18 protein-coding genes are annotated in these 16361 nt (G+C 66.9%); 8 read left to right on the forward strand and 10 right to left on the reverse strand.

The window, feature by feature from the left end; all coding sequences use genetic code 11:
• Positions 1-22: 22 nt before the first annotated feature.
• The 4 genes from AT700_RS08660 to AT700_RS08675 all read left to right on the forward strand — a co-directional run bounded on the left by AT700_RS08660 (position 23) and on the right by AT700_RS08675 (position 4095).
• A complete protein-coding gene (locus AT700_RS08660) occupies positions 23-1822 on the forward strand; it encodes a cyclic nucleotide-binding/CBS domain-containing protein (protein ID WP_003116398.1) in 1800 nt (599 codons plus the stop codon).
• Positions 1819-2445, forward strand: coding sequence for a 3'-5' exonuclease (locus AT700_RS08665; protein ID WP_003114810.1), 627 nt, complete (start codon positions 1819-1821; stop codon positions 2443-2445). The genes AT700_RS08660 and AT700_RS08665 overlap by 4 nt, the downstream gene beginning before the upstream one ends.
• A gap of 108 nt (positions 2446-2553) precedes the next feature.
• Positions 2554-2712, forward strand: a complete 159-nt coding sequence (locus tag AT700_RS08670) for a DUF3309 family protein (protein WP_003109182.1) — start codon at positions 2554-2556, stop codon at positions 2710-2712.
• A gap of 258 nt (positions 2713-2970) precedes the next feature.
• Positions 2971-4095, forward strand: coding sequence for a GNAT family N-acetyltransferase (locus AT700_RS08675; RefSeq protein WP_003114811.1), 1125 nt, complete (start codon positions 2971-2973; stop codon positions 4093-4095).
• Between the two features lie 32 nt (positions 4096-4127).
• On the opposite strand, the gene AT700_RS08680 is transcribed toward AT700_RS08675, so the two are convergent.
• The 5 genes from AT700_RS08680 to AT700_RS08700 form a co-directional block, all read right to left on the reverse strand.
• On the reverse strand, positions 4128-4394 hold the full coding sequence (locus AT700_RS08680; protein WP_003091540.1) for a DUF2790 domain-containing protein: 267 nt from the start codon (positions 4392-4394) through the stop codon (positions 4128-4130).
• A gap of 281 nt (positions 4395-4675) precedes the next feature.
• A complete protein-coding gene (locus AT700_RS08685) occupies positions 4676-6508 on the reverse strand; it encodes an ABC transporter ATP-binding protein (RefSeq protein ID WP_003109184.1) in 1833 nt (610 codons plus the stop codon).
• Between the two features lie 62 nt (positions 6509-6570).
• Entirely contained in the window at positions 6571-7134 is a 564-nt protein-coding gene (gene ppiA / locus AT700_RS08690) for a peptidylprolyl isomerase PpiA (protein WP_003114812.1), read from the reverse strand.
• Entirely contained in the window at positions 7116-7943 is an 828-nt protein-coding gene (locus AT700_RS08695; RefSeq protein ID WP_003119699.1) for an alpha/beta fold hydrolase, read from the reverse strand. Before AT700_RS08695 ends, ppiA begins: the two co-directional genes overlap by 19 nt.
• A 6-nt stretch (positions 7944-7949) precedes the next feature.
• On the reverse strand, positions 7950-8879 hold the full coding sequence (locus AT700_RS08700; protein WP_003091534.1) for a LysR family transcriptional regulator: 930 nt from the start codon (positions 8877-8879) through the stop codon (positions 7950-7952).
• A 199-nt stretch (positions 8880-9078) separates the two neighbouring features.
• Here AT700_RS08700 and AT700_RS08705 point away from each other — a divergent pair, with 199 nt between their 5' ends.
• On the forward strand, positions 9079-9396 hold the full coding sequence (locus AT700_RS08705) for a hypothetical protein (protein WP_003091533.1): 318 nt from the start codon (positions 9079-9081) through the stop codon (positions 9394-9396).
• Between the two features lie 146 nt (positions 9397-9542).
• Positions 9543-10184, forward strand: coding sequence for an FMN-dependent NADH-azoreductase AzoR3 (gene azoR3, locus AT700_RS08710; protein ID WP_003114814.1), 642 nt, complete (start codon positions 9543-9545; stop codon positions 10182-10184).
• A 103-nt stretch (positions 10185-10287) separates the two neighbouring features.
• On the opposite strand, the gene AT700_RS08715 is transcribed toward azoR3, so the two are convergent.
• The 3 genes from AT700_RS08715 to AT700_RS08725 form a co-directional block, all read right to left on the reverse strand.
• Positions 10288-11187, reverse strand: coding sequence for a DMT family transporter (locus tag AT700_RS08715; protein WP_003116401.1), 900 nt, complete (start codon positions 11185-11187; stop codon positions 10288-10290).
• 9 nt (positions 11188-11196) lie between these two features.
• A complete protein-coding gene (locus AT700_RS08720) occupies positions 11197-11532 on the reverse strand; it encodes a tRNA-binding protein (RefSeq protein ID WP_003109191.1) in 336 nt (111 codons plus the stop codon).
• 64 nt (positions 11533-11596) lie between these two features.
• Positions 11597-12361 carry a helix-turn-helix domain-containing protein gene (locus tag AT700_RS08725; RefSeq protein WP_033952440.1) on the reverse strand — a complete coding sequence of 255 codons (765 nt, stop codon included), beginning with the start codon at positions 12359-12361 and terminating at the stop codon, positions 11597-11599.
• 146 nt (positions 12362-12507) lie between these two features.
• Here AT700_RS08725 and AT700_RS08730 point away from each other — a divergent pair, with 146 nt between their 5' ends.
• Both AT700_RS08730 and AT700_RS08735 read left to right on the forward strand, forming a co-directional pair.
• Positions 12508-13320 (forward strand): UDP-2,3-diacylglucosamine diphosphatase, encoded by an 813-nt coding sequence (locus AT700_RS08730; RefSeq protein ID WP_003091510.1) that lies wholly within the window; start codon positions 12508-12510, stop codon positions 13318-13320.
• Complete coding sequence (locus AT700_RS08735; RefSeq protein ID WP_003114817.1) at positions 13317-14372, forward strand: glycosyltransferase family 4 protein; 1056 nt, start codon at positions 13317-13319, stop codon at positions 14370-14372. Before AT700_RS08730 ends, AT700_RS08735 begins: the two co-directional genes overlap by 4 nt.
• Here AT700_RS08735 and AT700_RS08740 read toward each other — a convergent pair.
• Together AT700_RS08740 and AT700_RS08745 are read right to left on the reverse strand one after the other, a co-directional pair.
• Positions 14362-15753 carry a protein CyaB gene (locus AT700_RS08740; protein WP_003124349.1) on the reverse strand — a complete coding sequence of 464 codons (1392 nt, stop codon included), beginning with the start codon at positions 15751-15753 and terminating at the stop codon, positions 14362-14364. The genes AT700_RS08735 and AT700_RS08740 overlap by 11 nt on opposite strands.
• A 216-nt stretch (positions 15754-15969) precedes the next feature.
• Complete coding sequence (locus AT700_RS08745; protein ID WP_003114819.1) at positions 15970-16287, reverse strand: Mpo1-like protein; 318 nt, start codon at positions 16285-16287, stop codon at positions 15970-15972.
• Positions 16288-16361: the final 74 nt, after the last annotated feature.

Raw genomic sequence — 16361 nt, forward strand, 5'->3', positions numbered from 1 at the left:
CCCGGTTACAGCGAGATGAGCCATGCCTGACAGTTTCAACTTCGCCTCGCCGCCCTTCGACCAGTTGCGTCCCCATCAGCGCGAGACCCTCAAGCAGGCCCTCAGCGTAGGCTACTACGCGCCGGGGGAAACCTTGCTGGAGGCCGGTTCGGCGGTCCCCGGGCTGTTCGTCCTGCTCAAGGGCGTGGTCGAGGAGCGCGGCGACGACGGGCGAGTGTTCGCCCAGTACGCCGCGGACGACCTGTTCGACGTCCGCGGGCTGTTTTCCGGCAGCAGCAAGCATCGCTACCTGGCGATCGAGGAAAGCATCGTCTACGAACTGCCGGCCAGTTGCTTCCACCAGTTGTGCGGGGAGAACCCGGGTTTCGCCCGGTTCTTCCAGGCCGACCTGGCGGCCAAGCGCCAGTTGGCCCAGCGCGACGGGCAGAACCTTGCCGAGTTCATCCTTACCCGCATCGCCCGCGAGCACTTGCTGCCGGCGCTGGAGGTGGAGGCCTCGCTGTCCCTCGGCGACGCCGCGCGCCTGCAATTGAGCCACGGCGCCGATGCCCTGCTGGTGCGGCTGGAGAGGGACGGGCCCGAGCTCGGCATCGTCACCCGCACCGACCTCATGAGCGCGCACTTCCGCGACGGGCGCAGCGAGCTGGAGGCTATCGGGCCGTTGGCCCATGGTCCGCTGGCCAGCGTCGAACTGGGCGATTTCCTGTTCGACGCGATGATCCTCATGACGCGCCAGCGTATCGAGCGGGTCGCGGTCACGGAGGACGGTCAGGTGATCGGCCTGTTGCACCTGACCCAGGTGCTCAGCCTGTTCTCCACCCATTCCCACGTCCTGGCGCTGCGCATCGCCCGCGCCGACGACCTCGGCGACCTGCGCCGCTGCGCGGAAACCCTGGACACCCTGATCGCTACCCTGGCCGGCAACGGTATCCGCCTGCGCTTCATCATGCAGCTGGTCAGCGCGCTCAACGAGCAATTGCTCGAACGGCTTTTCGAATTGTTGCTGCCGCCAACCCTGCGCGGGCGCTGCTGCTTGCTGGTGATGGGCAGCGAAGGACGCGGCGAGCAGTTGCTGAAGACCGACCAGGACAATGCCCTGGTCCTGGCCGACGATCTGCCGCAGGAACAGGCCCTGGCGATGATGCAGCGCTTCAGCGCGGCCTTGCTGGAGTTCGGTTATCCGCCCTGTCCCGGAGGGGTGATGGCCAGTCGGCCGGAATGGTGCAAGCCGCTGGCGGCCTGGCAGGCGGAGCTGCGCGGGACGCTGCTGGAGGGCAAGCCGGAGCAGCTGTTGCGCCTGTCGATCCTGGCCGATGCCTGGCCGGTGGCCGGCAACCTGCAGCTGTTCGAGCCGTTGCGTCGGCAACTGCGCGGTTTCGCCGACGGCGGCGAGCGCTGGCTGGCGGATATCGCGGCGGCGGCCCTGCAATTCGATACGCCGCTGACCTTCCTCGGCCAGCTGAAAACCCAGGACGCCCGCCTCGATCTCAAGCGCGGCGGGATCTTCCCCATCGTCCACGGCATCCGCACCCTGGCCCTGCGCGAAGGCCTGGAGACCCGCGGGACCCTGGCACGGATCGAGGCGCTGAAGCGACACAAGGTCCTCGAAGCACGCCTGGCGGACGACCTGAGCGAGTCTTTCGAGCTGTTCCTGCAACTGCGCCTGACCCGCCAGTTGGCCGGCCAACGCGACGGTCGCCAGCAGGGCCTGGACGTCAGCGGCATGAGCCGCCACGATCGCGACATGCTGCGCTACGGCCTGCATGTGGTGAAGAAGTTCAAGCAGAGCGTGGCCCGTCAATTCCACCTGGAGACCCGATGAACACCATGGTCAAGTTGCCCGACAGCCGCTGGCCGGGCTGGCGCCGCCGGCTGTATTGGTGGATGCACGAGGCGGTCGAGGCGGAGGAAGTGATCTCCCTCGATCTCGAGACCACCAGCCTCGACCCGCGTCGTGCCGACATCCTCAGCATCGGCGCGGTGCTGGTGCGGCGCGGCAAACTGGTCATGGGCGAGCGCCTGGAACTCTACGTCGAGCCGCCGCCGAGCCTGGATGCGGAGTCGATCCGCATCCACAAGCTGCGCCGCGCCGACCTGGAGGGACAGTTGCAGCTGGAGCAGGCCCTGCGCCAGGTGCTGGCGTTCATCGGCGACCGACCGCTGCTGGGCTACTATCTGTCGTTCGATGTCGCCGTGCTGAACCGGCACCTGCGCCAGCTCCTCGACCGACAGTTGCACAACCCCTCCATCGAGATTTCGTCGCTGTACCACCGGAAGGTCAGCCGGCATTTTCCCGACGCACACATCGACCTGCGCTTCGACACCCTGGCGCGGGCCCTGGATGTGCCGGTCAGCGGTCGCCACACCGCCCTCGGCGACGCCCAGGCGGTGGCGCTGATGTTCATGCGTCTGCTCAAGGGGCCGGCGCCCAAGGTCATCCACTGAGGCTGGAGGTCGCGGATTTATTGAATCTTCGTTGCTCGGCGGGGGTCGAGAACTACAAGGGCGGAATCTCCCGCCCTTTGCCCCATGAGCCGAACAGGAGCGACGCCCATGAGTCTCGGTACGATTCTTCTGATCATCCTGATCCTGCTGCTGATCGGCGGCCTGCCGGTCTTTCCTCATTCGCGCAACTGGGGCTACGGGCCCTCGGGGATCATCGGCGCATTGCTGGTGGTGCTGTTGGTCCTGTTGCTGCTGGGCATGATCTAGGGCCCGATCGGGAATGCCGTCGCGGCGGGTATCGGCGGATAACGCCTCCGGCGTTATTCGCCCTACGCGGAGGGTTCCCAGCTTTCGCTCCGCCGTTGCGGCGGGGTATCGGCGGATAACGCCGTTGGCGTTATGCGCTCTACGTAGGATGGATCGAAGCCTTCGCTTGGAGAAGGGCGGTTTCATCGCGGGTCCGCCGGGCGCTTTTTTCCATCGACCGGCTTCACTTGCCTTGCGTCTCGCGCCAGACTGGCGCGCATGCCGATCCAGACGCTTGCCACCCTTGCCGATATCGACGCCGCCGAGTGGGACGCCTTGCTGCCTCCCGCCCAGCCATTCCTGCGTCATGCTTTCCTGTCCGCGCTGGAAGACAGCCACAGCGTGACGCCCGCTACCGGCTGGCGCCCGGCTCATCGCGTGCTGCGCGATCCGCAAGGGCGGCTGTGCGCGGCGCTGCCGGCCTATGTGAAGGCGCACTCGTACGGCGAATACGTGTTCGACTGGAGCTGGGCCGACGCCTGCCAGCGGGCCGGTATCCGCTACTACCCGAAGCTGCTGGTAGGGGTGCCCTTCACCCCGGTCGCCGGTGCGCGCCTGCTGGGCGAGGACGAAGGGTTGCAGGGGCTGCTCGCGTCCCTTGGCGAGGAGGCCGAGGCGAGCGGTCTGTCGAGCATCCATGTGAATTTCACCGACGCCCGGGCGGACACCTTGCTTGCCGCGCGTGACGGTTGGCTCGAACGCCTGGGTTGCCAGTACCACTGGCACAACCGCGGCTATCGGGACTTCCAGGACTTCCTCGAGGCCCTCAGTTCGCGCAAGCGCAAGCAACTGCGCAAGGAGCGCGAACAGGTCGGCGGACAGGGCATCGAGTTCGAATGGCGGGAAGGCGGCCAGTTGTCCGAACTGGAGTGGGATTTCGTCTATCTCTGCTACGCCAACACCTACCTGGTGCGCGACCGCGATCCCTACCTGAGCCGCGAGTTCTTCGGCCTGCTGGCCGAGCGCATGCCGGAGGCGATCCGTGTGGTCTTCGCCCACCAGCGTGGCAAGCCGGTGGCGATGGCGTTCAGCCTGGTCGCTGGAGATACCCTGTACGGGCGCTACTGGGGATGCCTGGCCGAGTTCGACCGGCTGCACTTCGAGACCTGCTTCTACCAGGGCCTGGAATTCGCCATCGGCGCCGGCCTGGCGCGCTTCGACGCCGGCGCCCAGGGCGAACACAAGCTGATCCGCGGTTTCGAGCCGGTGCTGACGCGCTCCTGGCACTACCTGGCGCATCCCGGTCTGCGCGATGCCGTGGCGCAGTTCCTCGAACAGGAGCGGGCGGGTGTGCGCGCCTACGCCGAGGAGGCCCACGGCCTGTTGCCCTACCGCCAGGCCTGAAGGGGGCCGGAACGATAGGGCGTGGCGTCCGCTCAGCCGTTGCTGGTGCTGCCGCCCCATTCGAGGAAGCGGATCTTGTGCAGCTCGCCGCTATGGTCCTCGTAGACCACGGTCACCGGCACTACGCCGGTCCTGGTCGAATTGTCGGTACGGTGCAGGACATTCTTCACGTCCAGTTGCATGCCGTAGTGGTATTCCTCGACCGGCAGGCCGCGGCCCGGGTCCTTGTCCACGTCCTGGGCGAAGGCCATGGGGGCGAGGCTGGTGATGACGGCGGACACGACAGAGGCAAGTTTCATTCTGTGATTCTCCGTAGCGATGGGGCGAAATCCCCGGTACCGAGCACTGGCATCCTTGGTCGTCCGTGGCCGACGCCAGGTGGACGGGGACGATGCGGCAGGCGTCGGGATCGAGCCGGGGCACGGGTTCGATAAGAACACCGTTTCGCTGGCGGAAAAAATCGAAGCGCGTGCTAGTCGAGATCGACGGCGGTGATGATTGCCGCGAAAAGGCCCGTTGCAGAGCCTTTGACAAGGTCACCCAGGCCGGGCGGCGCGAGCCGCCGCCCGGTGCCGAGGCTTCAGTCGACGCCGACGAAGCCGCCGGTCTGGTGTTGCCAGAGGCGCGCATAGAGGCCGCCATGGGCGAGCAACTCGGCATGCGTGCCGCTTTCGGCGATGTGGCCCTTGTCCAGCACCACCAGGCGGTCCATGCGCGCAATGGTCGACAGGCGGTGGGCGATGGCGATCACCGTCTTGCCCTGCATCAGGGTCTCCAGGCTTTCCTGGATCGCCGATTCGACTTCCGAGTCCAGCGCCGAGGTCGCTTCGTCGAGGATCAGGATCGGCGCGTCCTTGAGCAGCACCCGGGCGATGGCGATGCGCTGGCGCTGGCCGCCGGAGAGCTTCACTCCGCGTTCGCCGACATGGGCGTCGAAGCCGCGGCGGCCCTCGGCGTCGCTGAGCAGCGGGATGAACTCGTCGGCGCGAGCCTTGCGCACCGCTTCCATGAGTTCCGCGTCGCTGGCGCCGGGGCGGCCGTAGAGCAGGTTGTCGCGGATCGAACGGTGCAACAGCGAGGTGTCCTGGGTGACCATGCCGATCTGCGCGCGCAGGCTTTCCTGGGTCACCCCGGCGATGTCCTGGCCATCGACCAGGATGCGTCCGCTCTCCAGGTCGTACAGGCGCAGCAGCAGGTTGACCAGGGTCGACTTGCCGGCGCCGGAAGGTCCGACCAGGCCGATCTTCTCGCCGGGCCGGACCTTCAGGTCGAGACCCTGGATCACGCCGCTGCCCTTGCCGTAGTGGAAGGCGATGTGCTCGAACTCCACCTCGCCGCGCTCTACCCGCAGCGGCTGGGCGTCCTCGCGGTCGACCACCTTGCGCGGCAGGGCGATGGTCTGCATGCCATCCTGGACCTGGCCGATGTTCTCGAAGATGCCGCCGACCACCCACATGATCCAGCCGGACATGTTGTTGATGCGGATCACCAGCCCGGTGGCCAGGGCGATGGCGCCCACCGAGATCAGCTCCTGGCTCCACAGCCACAGGGCCAGGCCGGTGGTGCCGGTGATCAGCACGCCGTTCATCACCGTGATGGTCACGTCCATGGAGGTCACTACGCGCCCGGCGCGTTGCGACTTGAGGGTCTGGTCGCCGATCGCTTCGCGGGCGTAGTCCTCTTCCTGGCGGGTGTGGGCGAACAGCTTCAGCGTGGTGATGTTGGTGTAGCCGTCGACGATCCGCCCCATCAGCTTCGAGCGCGAATCCGAGGCCTCCACCGAGCGGCGCTTGACCTGGGGAACGAAGTAGGCGAGGGCGCCGACGTAGGCGAACACCCACAGCACCAGAGGGATCATCAGGCGCCAGTCGGCCTCGGCGAACAGCACCAGGGCGCTGACGGTATAGATCAGCACGTGCCAGAGGGCGTCCACCACCTGCACCGCCGAATCGCGCAACGAGTTGCCGGTCTGCATGATGCGCTGGGCGATGCGCCCGGCGAAATCGTTCTGGAAGAAGCCGAGGCTCTGCTTGAGCACGTAGCGGTGGTTCTGCCAGCGGATCAGGTTGGTCATGCTCGGGTTGATGCTCTGGTGCACCAGCATGTCGTGCAGGGCGTTGAACAGCGGGCGCAGGACCAGCGCCACCACCGCCATCCAGATCAGTTCGTTGGCGTGCACGCGGAAGAACTCCGCGCTGGGCGTGCTCTGGGCGAGATCGACGATGCGGCCGAGGTAGCTGAACAGCGCCACCTCGATCAGCGCGACGATCAGGCCGACCACCAGCAGGGCCAGGAACACCGGCCAGACCTGGCGCAGGAAGTAGACATAGAAACGCAGCACTTCGCTGGGCGGCATGCGTTCGGAAGCACTGCGGAACGGGTCGATCAGACGTTCGAAACGACGATAAAGCATGATGGCTCTCTTCTGGAGCGGGCCCGTCCTGGGCCCGCCGGATCAAGCCCCTGCGGCTGGACTCAGAGGCGTTTGGCGGACAGGATCACCACGTCGTCGCTCGGCACGTCGGCGAAGCCGTTGCGGCGGGTGGTGGGAACCTTGGCGATCTGGTCGACCACGCCCATGCCACGCACCACCTTGCCGAACACGGCATAGCCGAAGTCGCGGGCACCATGGTTGAGGAAGTCGTTGTCGGTCAGGTTGATGAAGAACTGGCTGGTGGCCGAATCGACCACTCCGGTACGGGCCATGGCGAGGGTGCCGCGCTCGTTGAGCAGGCCGTTGTCGGCCTCGTTCTTGATCGGTGCACGGGTCTTCTTCTCCTGCATGCCGGCGCTGAAGCCGCCGGTCTGCACCATGAAGCCCGGGATCACGCGGTGGAACAGGGTGCCGTCGTAGTAGCCGCTGTCGACGTACTCGAGGAAGTTCTTCACGCTGATCGGCGCCTTGGCCGGATCGAGTTCTACCTCGATCTCGCCGAGGCTGGTGGCGATCAGGACGTGCGGCTTGGCGGCAGGCGTGGCGGCCAGCAGGGAACCGGCGAAGAGCAGGGTGCAGGCGGCGATCAGGAGACGTTTGAGCATGGTTGTTCCTTGGTTTTATCGATATCGGCGAGGAAGCCGAGCAGGGTGGTGTTGAAAATCTCGGGTTGGTCCATCGGCGTGGCGTGGCGGGAGTCCTCCACCACCACCAGGCGGGCGTCGGCGATCCGCTCGCAATAGGCCTGCTTCAGCGATACCGGCGTGTAGTCGCGATCCGCGCTGATCACCAGGGTCGGACAGGCGATCTCGGCCAATCGTTCCTGCACGCCCCAGCCGATGATCGCGTCGAGGCTGGCCAGGTAGGCGCGCTTGTCGTTCTCCGCCCAGCGCGCCTCGATCTTCTCTCGCAGCCCGGCCTGTTCCGCCTTGGGAAACAACAGCCGGCCGAGGGCGCGGCCGATGGTCCGCAGGCTGAGCAGGCGCGAGAGGAGCTTGCGCTTGGCCACCTCCAGATGTTCGCGAGGCTTGCGCGGGATGACTTCCGGAGTGCTGTTGACGATGGTCAGGCTGCGCAGCAGGTCGGGTCGGTCGCAGGCCAACTGGAAGCCGATCATCCCGCCCATGCTGATGCCGACCAGGTGTACCGGGCCGCAGCCGAGCCGGTCGAGCAGCGCCGCGCAGTCCTCGGCGAAGCCGGCCATGCTGTAGCCGCCGCGCGGCTTGCCGGAGCGGCCGTGGCCGCGCAGGTCCGGGACCAGCAGGCGGTAGTGGCCCAGCAGGGCCGGCAACTGGTATTCCCAGTCGCGGGCGCTCGAACCGAGACCGTGCAGCAGCAGGACCGGCGCGCGCTCGGTGGGACCGGGGTGGTCGTCGTAGACGAGGGTGCAGTCGCGGTGCTGGAAGTCAGGCATCTGCGTTCACTCGGCGGCCGGTTCGGGCGCCGCGAAGGGCGCGTTGAGCGGTACGTTGGCGAACGACTTGAGCATTTCCATGAGGATCTGGCTGGCCGGGCCGAGCGGCTTTTCCTTGTTGGTGTAGAGGTAGAAGCGGCTCTGCCGCACGCCGCCCTGGCTCAGCGGCAGCGGCTTGAGCTGGCCACTCTGCAGTTCGCGCTCGATGATGTGTCGCGGCAGCCAGGCGAAGCCCAGGCCGTTGCCGACGAAGGTCGCCGCGGTAGCCAGGCTGCCCACCGTCCAGCGCTGTTCGGCGCCCAGCCAGCCGTGGTCGCGCGGCTGTAGCCGGCCGCTGTCGCGGATCACCACCTGCATCTGGGTTTCCAGGTCCTGGTGGGTCAGTTCGCGTTGCAGGCGGTGCAGCGGATGGTCGGGGTGGGCCACGGCGACGAACTCGACCACGCTGAGGTCGGCGCCGAGGTGGCCGGGAATGATCAGGCCGCTGATCGCCAGGTCGGCGGCGCCCTGGATCAGCGCTTCCTCGACGCCGGAGAGCACTTCCTCGCGCAGCAGCACGCGACAGCCGCGGCTCTGCGGCATGAAGGCGGACAGCGAGCGGACGATCCGCGCGGTGGGGTAGGCGGCGTCCACCACCAGGCGCACCTCGGGTTCCCAGCCCTGTTCCATGTGGTGCGCCAGTTCCTCCAGTTGCCCGGCCTGCTTGACCAGTTGCCGCGAACGGCGCAGCAATACTTCGCCGGCCTCGGTCAGCACCGCCTTGCGTCCGTCGATGCGCAGCAGCGGCACGCCGAGCTGTTCCTGCATGCGCGCCACGGTATAGCTGATCGACGATTGCGAGCGGTGCAGGGCTTCCGCGGCCTGGGCGAAGCCGCCGTGGTCGACCACCGCCTGCAGGGTCCGCCATTGGTCCAGGGTTACGCGTGGCGCTTTCATTTCCGCCTCCTCGAATGCAGGGATGCCTCGCCGGCGTTTCCGCGGCCGGCAGGCGATGACGAGTGCGCCGGAGGGGCGACTTCGCTTATCGTGTCGTCGGCGTCCTGTACGGGGTAGCTGTCCATTCTCTTGACGTACGGGATGCCGTGGTTTTCAGGGTGTTGCCATTTTTCCATCTGTCGCTACCGGGAGTCCGGCCATGAAAAGGCTTTGCTGTTTCGCACTATCGCTGCTGCCCCTGTCCGCTTTCGCCTATCCGATCGAGGTCGACCCGCAACTCAACGGCACCGAGGTCTCCTACAGCACCCAGGACATCGGGCGCGACATGGGCGCGATCCTTCTCACCAACCTGGGAGGCCAGGCGGCAGAGTGCACGGCGGTGTTCCGCAACGGCCCGGAGACCCCGAAAGTGCGCAAGGGCGTGATCCAGCCCGGGCAGAACAGCAACTTCACCGCGCAGTTCGGCCGCGACATCATCAAGTTGCGGATCAAGCTGACCTGCAAGATCGCGAAATAGAGCGTTCTCTCACCGAAAGACTAGGTGGTGCCTGTTTATAAATCAACCTGGTCGATATTTAACAGCGGTTTTTTCAACTTTTTAATCGATTAATCATTCTCTACCCTCACCTCCATCGTTGTAGCGCAGTGGGTGGAGGTCGAGTCATGTCCCGTGTCCTGGTTATCGAGAGCAGTGCCCGCCAACGGGGCTCGGTTTCCCGCCTGCTGACGGCGGAATTCATCTCCCACTGGAAAATCGCGCATCCCGCTGATCGCTTCCAGGTTCGCGACCTGGCGCGCGAGCCGCTGCCGCACCTCGATGAATTATTGCTGGGAGCCTGGACCACCCCCTGTGATGGCCATAGCGCTGCGGAAAGGCGCGCCCTCGAGCGTTCCAATCGCCTGACCGAGGAGTTGCGGATGGCGGACGTGCTGGTGCTGGCGGCACCGATGTACAACTTCGCCATTCCCAGCAGCCTGAAGAGCTGGTTCGACCATGTGCTGCGCGCCGGCCTGACCTTCCGTTACGCCGAGCAGGGGCCGGAAGGCCTGCTACAGGGCAAGCGCGCCTTCGTTCTCACCGCCCGCGGCGGGATCTACGCCGGCGGTGGTCTCGATCACCAGGAACCCTATCTGCGCCAGGTGCTGGGCTTCGTCGGCATCCACGACGTCACCTTCATCCACGCGGAGGGCATGAACATGGGCCCGGAATTCCGTGAGAAAGGCCTGGCGCGAGCCCGTGAGCGGATGCGGCAGGCGCTGGAAACCGACACCTCCCTTTGCGTCCCTCTGCCAACGCTCCGGTGATTGGACGCAGCACCCGGTCGAACCCCTTCCCCCGCGTGTTCGACCGGGTTTTTTTATTCCCTGCGGACTTTCGATGGTTGCCGGTGTGACGGCCGGGGCGGATTCAGGCGCGCTCGGGATCGCCTCGTTCGTCGCCGACTGCGGTTTTCCTGCCCCGTGCACCGAGGCGCGCCGACAGCACGATGGCGAGGATGATCAGGGCACCGCCGAGGAACATCCGCGGCCCCGGCGTCTCATGGAACAGCAGCCAGGCGAAGGCGATCCCGTAGACCGGCTCCAGGGCGAATACCAGCGCCGCGGTGCGGGCCTTGACCACCGCCAGGCTGGCCACGAACAGGCTGTGCGCCAGGCCGGTGCAGAAGACGCCCAGCAGGGCCAGCCAGAGCCAGTCGAGAGCGGGTAGCGCCGGTAGTTCGCCGACCGCGAATGGCAGCAGGCACAGGGCGACTACCAGGTTCTGCCAGAGCGCCGCCTGCACCGGGCCGACCTGCCCGCTGTTGCTACGGTTGGCCAGCGACAGCAGGGCGAACAGCAGGCCGGAAAGGATCGCCCAGAGCAGGCCGAGGGTGGCGCCGCTGGCGAGGTCGAAGTTCGGCGTGACCAGCACCAGGCCAAGGCTGACCAGGACCACCAGCAGTCCTTCCGCGAGATGAATGCGCTCGCGGAAGAGCAGCCCTTCGAGGATTACCGTGAAGGCCGGGAAGCTGGCGAAGCCGAGGGTGGCGATGGCCACGCCGGCGGTCTTCACGGCGATGAAGAAACTCACCCAGTGGCCGGCCAGGAGCAGGCCGCAGAGCGCCAGGCGCAGCCATTGCGCGGGTCCCAGGGCGCGCCAGGCCTGGCCCGCGAGGCGGGCGAAGAGGCCGAGGGCGAGCACCGCGAACAGCGCACGACCGAACACGATCACCCCGGGGGAGGCGCTGGCCAGCTTGCCGAACACCCCGGTCAGGCCGAAGAGGAGGGCGCCGCCGTGCAGGGCGGCGAGGGCGGAACGTCGATTCATGGGGATCCTTCAGGCCAGGCGCGCACCGTTGGGCAGGGGCTTGTCGAAGCCGGCCAGGACCACCTTGTCCTCGCTATCGTAGACCCCGGTGACCAGGACCTCCGAGCGCACCCCGGCGATCTGCTTCGGAGCGAAGTTGCAGACGCAGAGGACCTGGCGTCCGACCAGTTGCTCGGCCTGGTAGTGTGCGGTCAGTTGCGCGCTGGAGGTGCGCAGGCCGAGCGGTCCGAGGTCGACCTCGAGGACATAGGCGGGTTTGCGTGCCTTGGGGTTGGGAGCGGCGCTGAGGATGGTGCCGACGCGCAGTTCGACGCGTTCGAAATCCTGCCATTCGATGATGTCCATGCTGACTCCTGTTCTGTCGATGGGCAGAGAGTAAGGAGTCGTGACGGATTTGTCTGTCGTGCGGCTAGCCGGTTTTGTCGCGGGACTCGCGACGCAGTTGTCGCGGGGTGACGCCGAACTCGCGGACCAGCGCTGCGGTGAAGGCGCTCTGCGAGGCGTAGCCGACCCGGGCGGCGATCTCGCCCACCGCCAGGCTGCTCTCCAGCAACAGTTCGTGGGCCTGGTGCAGGCGTCGGCTGCGCGCGTAGTCCATGGGCGTCTGTCCGGTCTCGGCGAGGAACAGGCTGTGGAAGCGCGCCACCGAAAGACCGGCCAGCCGCGCCAGGTCGGCTACCTGTAGCGGATGGGCGGCATGGCGGTCGAGGTAGGCGTCGAGGCTGGCCAGTGGCAGGCGGGGCTGCTGGCGCGGCGGCTGGCGCTCGCTGGCCAGGCTGGCGAGGAGCAGGCCGGCGCCCTGGTGGGCGATCACCGGGTCGTTGATCGGGCCGCTGGCCAGCCAGTTCACCAGTTGGCCCTGGGCGGGCGTCAGCGACAGCGCCTGCGGTCGCTCGAACAGCCGCCGACCGGCTTCGGCGTGTTCGCCCAGGCCCAGCAGCAGGCTGCCGTCGCAGGGCAGGTCGAGGACCAGGCAGCGGCTGCCGGCGGGACTCGAGCAGGCATGCCGGGCTTGCGCCGGCACCACCGCGAAGGTCTGCCGCAACACGCGGCTGCCGCGCCCCTCGACCTCGAAGTCGAGGCAGCCGCTGAGGCCCAGGACCAATTGGGCATGGTCATGGCTGTGGACGATCTGGTCGTGGCTGTAGTGGCGCAGGGAAAGGATCGAACCCATGGCGAAGCTCCCGGAGGCAGGCGCCCAGTCTACCCGCTGGCGCCGGCGACAGACAGTCGCGCCCTGTCACGCAACGGTCGCCGGCCTGTCACAGTCGTTTCACCGGCGCCGTCCAAGATCGGAAAAACACCGTCGGAGACCCGCCGATGAGCACCGCGCAACGCTTCACCTCGAACCGCAAGCAGCGGGTTCGGACCCTGTGGATCTCGGATGTCCACCTGGGGACGCGGGATTGCCAGGCCGAACACCTGGCGGCGTTCCTCAAGCGCTACCACGCCGATCGCATCTACCTGGTGGGCGACATCATCGACGGCTGGAAGCTGCGCGGCGGCATCTACTGGCCGCAGGCGCACACCAACGTGATCCGCCGCCTGCTCACCCTGAGCAAGCGCGGCACCGAGGTGATCTACGTCACCGGCAACCATGACGAATTCCTGCGCCGCTATTCGAGCCTGATCCTCGGCAACATCCGCCTGGTCGACGAGGCGGTGCACAGTACCGCCGACGGCCGCAAGCTGCTGGTGATACACGGCGACCAGTTCGACGTGATCACCCGCTACCACCGCTGGCTGGCGTTCCTCGGCGACTCCGCCTACGAGTTCACCCTGCTCCTCAACCGTTGGCTGAACCACTGGCGGCGGCGCTGGGGCTACGGCTACTGGTCGCTGTCGGCGTACCTCAAGCACAAGGTCAAGACCGCGGTGAACTTCATCAGCGACTTCGAGGAAGCCATCGCCCACGAGTGTCACAAGCGCGGGCTCGACGGGGTGGTCTGCGGGCACATCCACCATGCCGAGATCCGCCGCATCGAGGGCGTCGACTACCTCAACTGCGGCGACTGGGTAGAATCCTGCACGGCGCTGATCGAACACTGGGACGGCAGCATCCAGCTCTACCGCCTGGCCGAGGAGCAGGCGCGGCTGGCGGCGCAGGCCGCGGCGGTCGAGCCGGCGGCATGAGGCTATTGATTGTCAGCGACGCCTGGTTACCGCAAGTCAACGGAGTCGTCACCAGCCTGCTGGCCCTGCAGCGCGAGCTGGAACTGCTGGGCCACCAGGTACGGGTGCTGTCGCCCGCCGACTTCCGCTGCCTGCCCTGTCCCAGCTATCCGGAAATCCCCCTGGCCTGGAACCTCTGGCGCCTCGGCGGGTTGATCGAGGCCTTCGCCCCGGATGCCGTGCACCTGGCCACCGAGGGGCCGCTCGGCTGGGCCGCGCGGCGCTGGCTGGGCAAGCGCGGCCTGGACTTCACCTCGGCGATCCATACGCGCTTTCCCGAATACCTGCGTGACCGCTGTCCGTGGCTGCCGTTGTCCTGGGGCTATGCCTTCCTGCGCACCTTCCATCGGCCGAGCCGGGCGGTGCTGGTGAGCACCCCGCGCCTGCGCGACGAGTTCTGCGCCTGGCGCTTCCAGCACCTGCGGCTGTGGCGCAAGGGCGTCGATACCGAACTGTTCCATCCCGCCGAGACACCTCCGGCGAAAGAGCGGCCGCCGGTGTTCCTGTATGTCGGGCGGCTGGCGACGGAAAAGAACCTGGAGGCGTTCCTCGATCTCGAACTGCCGGGCGAAAAATGGCTGGTGGGCGACGGCCCGCAGCGGGCGGCGCTGGAGCAGCGCTATCCACAGGCGCGTTTTCTCGGCTACCGCCATGGCCGCGCGCTGGCCGACGCCTACCGGGCGGCCTCGGTGCTGGTGTTCCCCTCGCTGACCGATACCTATGGCCTGGTGATGCTCGAAGCCCTGGCCTGTGGCGTGCCGGTGGCGGCCTTCGCCGTGCCGGGGCCGCTGGATGTATTGCAGCAGGGCGTGACCGGGGTCATGCACGAGGATCTTGGCGAAGCCTGCCGCCAGGCGCTGGCGCTGGATCGCCAGGCCTGCGGGCGCTGGGCGCGGGAGCAGTCCTGGCGGGTTTCGGCGGAGGAGTTCCTGGCGCTGCAGGCGAGCGGCCCGCGGACTGCGCCGGAATGGCGCGACGAACTGCCGGCGGCGTTCGACGAACTTAGAGGATGACCTTGTCGCGCAGGCGTTCGGCGGCCTGTTGCAGGGCCTGGATGACCCGTTCCTTGTCGTAGTTCTGGATGTTGTTGGTGTCCAGGTACATGGAGAAGCCGGGCAATTCGTGCTCGACGTAGCTGGGCGCGGCGCCGAGGTCGCGGCGCGAGTCCACCACCTGGTAGATCTGCACCGGGCGGCTGAAGCCCTTGACCGCGATCTGGCCCTTGTCGCGGCACATGATCACGTCCTTGATCAGCGAGTAGGTCTCGTGGGAAATGAGGATTTCGCCGGCTTCCGAGGCGCTTTCCAGGCGGCTGGCGAGGTTCACCTCGCGGCCGATGATGGTGTAGTCCATGCGCGTGTCGGCGCCGAAGTTGCCCACCGTGCAATAGCCGGTGTTGATGCCCATGCGGATTTCCAGCGGCTTGGTGATGCCCTGGGCCCGCCACTGCTGGCGTAGCACCTTCATGTGCTTGCGCATGGCGATGCCCATCGATACCGCAGCCACGGCGTCCTTCTTCGCGCCCTGGGTGCTGGGGTCGCCGAAGAACACCATGACGCAGTCGCCGACGAACTTGTCGATGGTGCCGCCGTACTTGAGGGCGATCTTCGACATTTCGTTGAGGTAGTTGTTGAGCAGGTCGGTCAGGGCCTCGGCTTCCAGTTCCTCGGATAGCTCGGTGAAGCCGCGGATGTCGGAGAAGAACACGGTGAGCTTCTTGCGCTGGGTTTCCAGGCGCACGCTCTTCTTGCCGCTGAAGATCATTTCCCAGACCTGCGGCGACAGGTACTTGGCCAGGTTGCGCGCGAGCCGCGCGGCCTTTTCCTGCTCGCGGGCGATCTCCTGGCGCACCTGGGCCAGGCGCAGGCCCTGCTGGTGGCCGAAGAAGGCGGTGATGCAGATGTACAGTCCGCAGAACAGGATGCTGACCGCGGCCACCTCGACCGGGGTATTGCCCAGCAGCGGCGGGGCGACGAGCACGGCGACCAGCAGGGCGCTGCTGGCCGATACCAGCAAGGCCATGCCGAGCAGGCGCAGGCCGCCGATGACCAGCGCGGTGAAGCTCAGCACCAGCAGGAACATCAGGCTGGGCACCACGGAGAAGCCGAGCAGCGCCATGCCCAGGCCACAGTGCACGGCGTCGACCGCGAGCAGGGCGCGGGTCACCTTGCGCGGGTCGTGCTGGCGGAAGCGCTGGCCGAGGTGGTACGCCAGGTGCGGGTAGAGCAGCGCATAGGGCACCATCCAGAGGATGCCGTAGCTGAAATACTGGGTGTAGGTTCCCGCCGCGATGCTGGCGCCACAGGCGATATAGGCCAGCACGCGCGAATAGTATTCACGCATGGACGCGACGGACCGGCTCGTCGGCGAGCGGTCGGGGAGGGTAGGCTTCATGCGCTGGAGAGGATCCCTGTGTATTTTCGTCCCGGCTCGGCCTCGTGAGCTTTCCGCCTGGGGAATGGCGGGTGGCCAGGTTGCTGGCGGAATCTTAACCAAGCGTTTGCGCGGCGGCCAGTGACAGCTGATCGATAGTTCAGGAAAGCGCGCCGATCCGGGACCGACGGTCGTCCCGGGGGAGCGACCGGCCCGGGGGCCAGCCGCGCGGATGGGTCAGAAGCGGATGCGGCCGGTGAAAGCGTCCTTGAGCATCACCCAGTCGCCCATGAACGACCACAGCGGGTACTTGAAGGTGGCCGGGCGGTTCTTCTCGAAGACGAAGTGGCCGACCCAGGCGAAGCCGTAGCCCACCAGCGGCAGCGCCAGCAGCCATAGCCACTGCTGGCTGGCCACGGCGTGGAAGAGCACCGCCAGCACCAGCAGGCTGCCGACGTAGTGCAGGCGGCGGCACACCGCGTTGCTGTGTTCCTGCAGGTAGTAGGGGTAGAACTCGGCGAAACTGTGGAAACGCTCGTCATCAGGGCTGCTCATGGAATGCCTCCTCTCGTTGTGTCCGCGCAGTGTAGTGCGGGCCGCACGATGTCGCGGATGACATACAGGGCCAG

It is taken from the genome of Pseudomonas aeruginosa (assembly GCF_001457615.1).
Classification (GTDB): domain Bacteria; phylum Pseudomonadota; class Gammaproteobacteria; order Pseudomonadales; family Pseudomonadaceae; genus Pseudomonas; species Pseudomonas aeruginosa.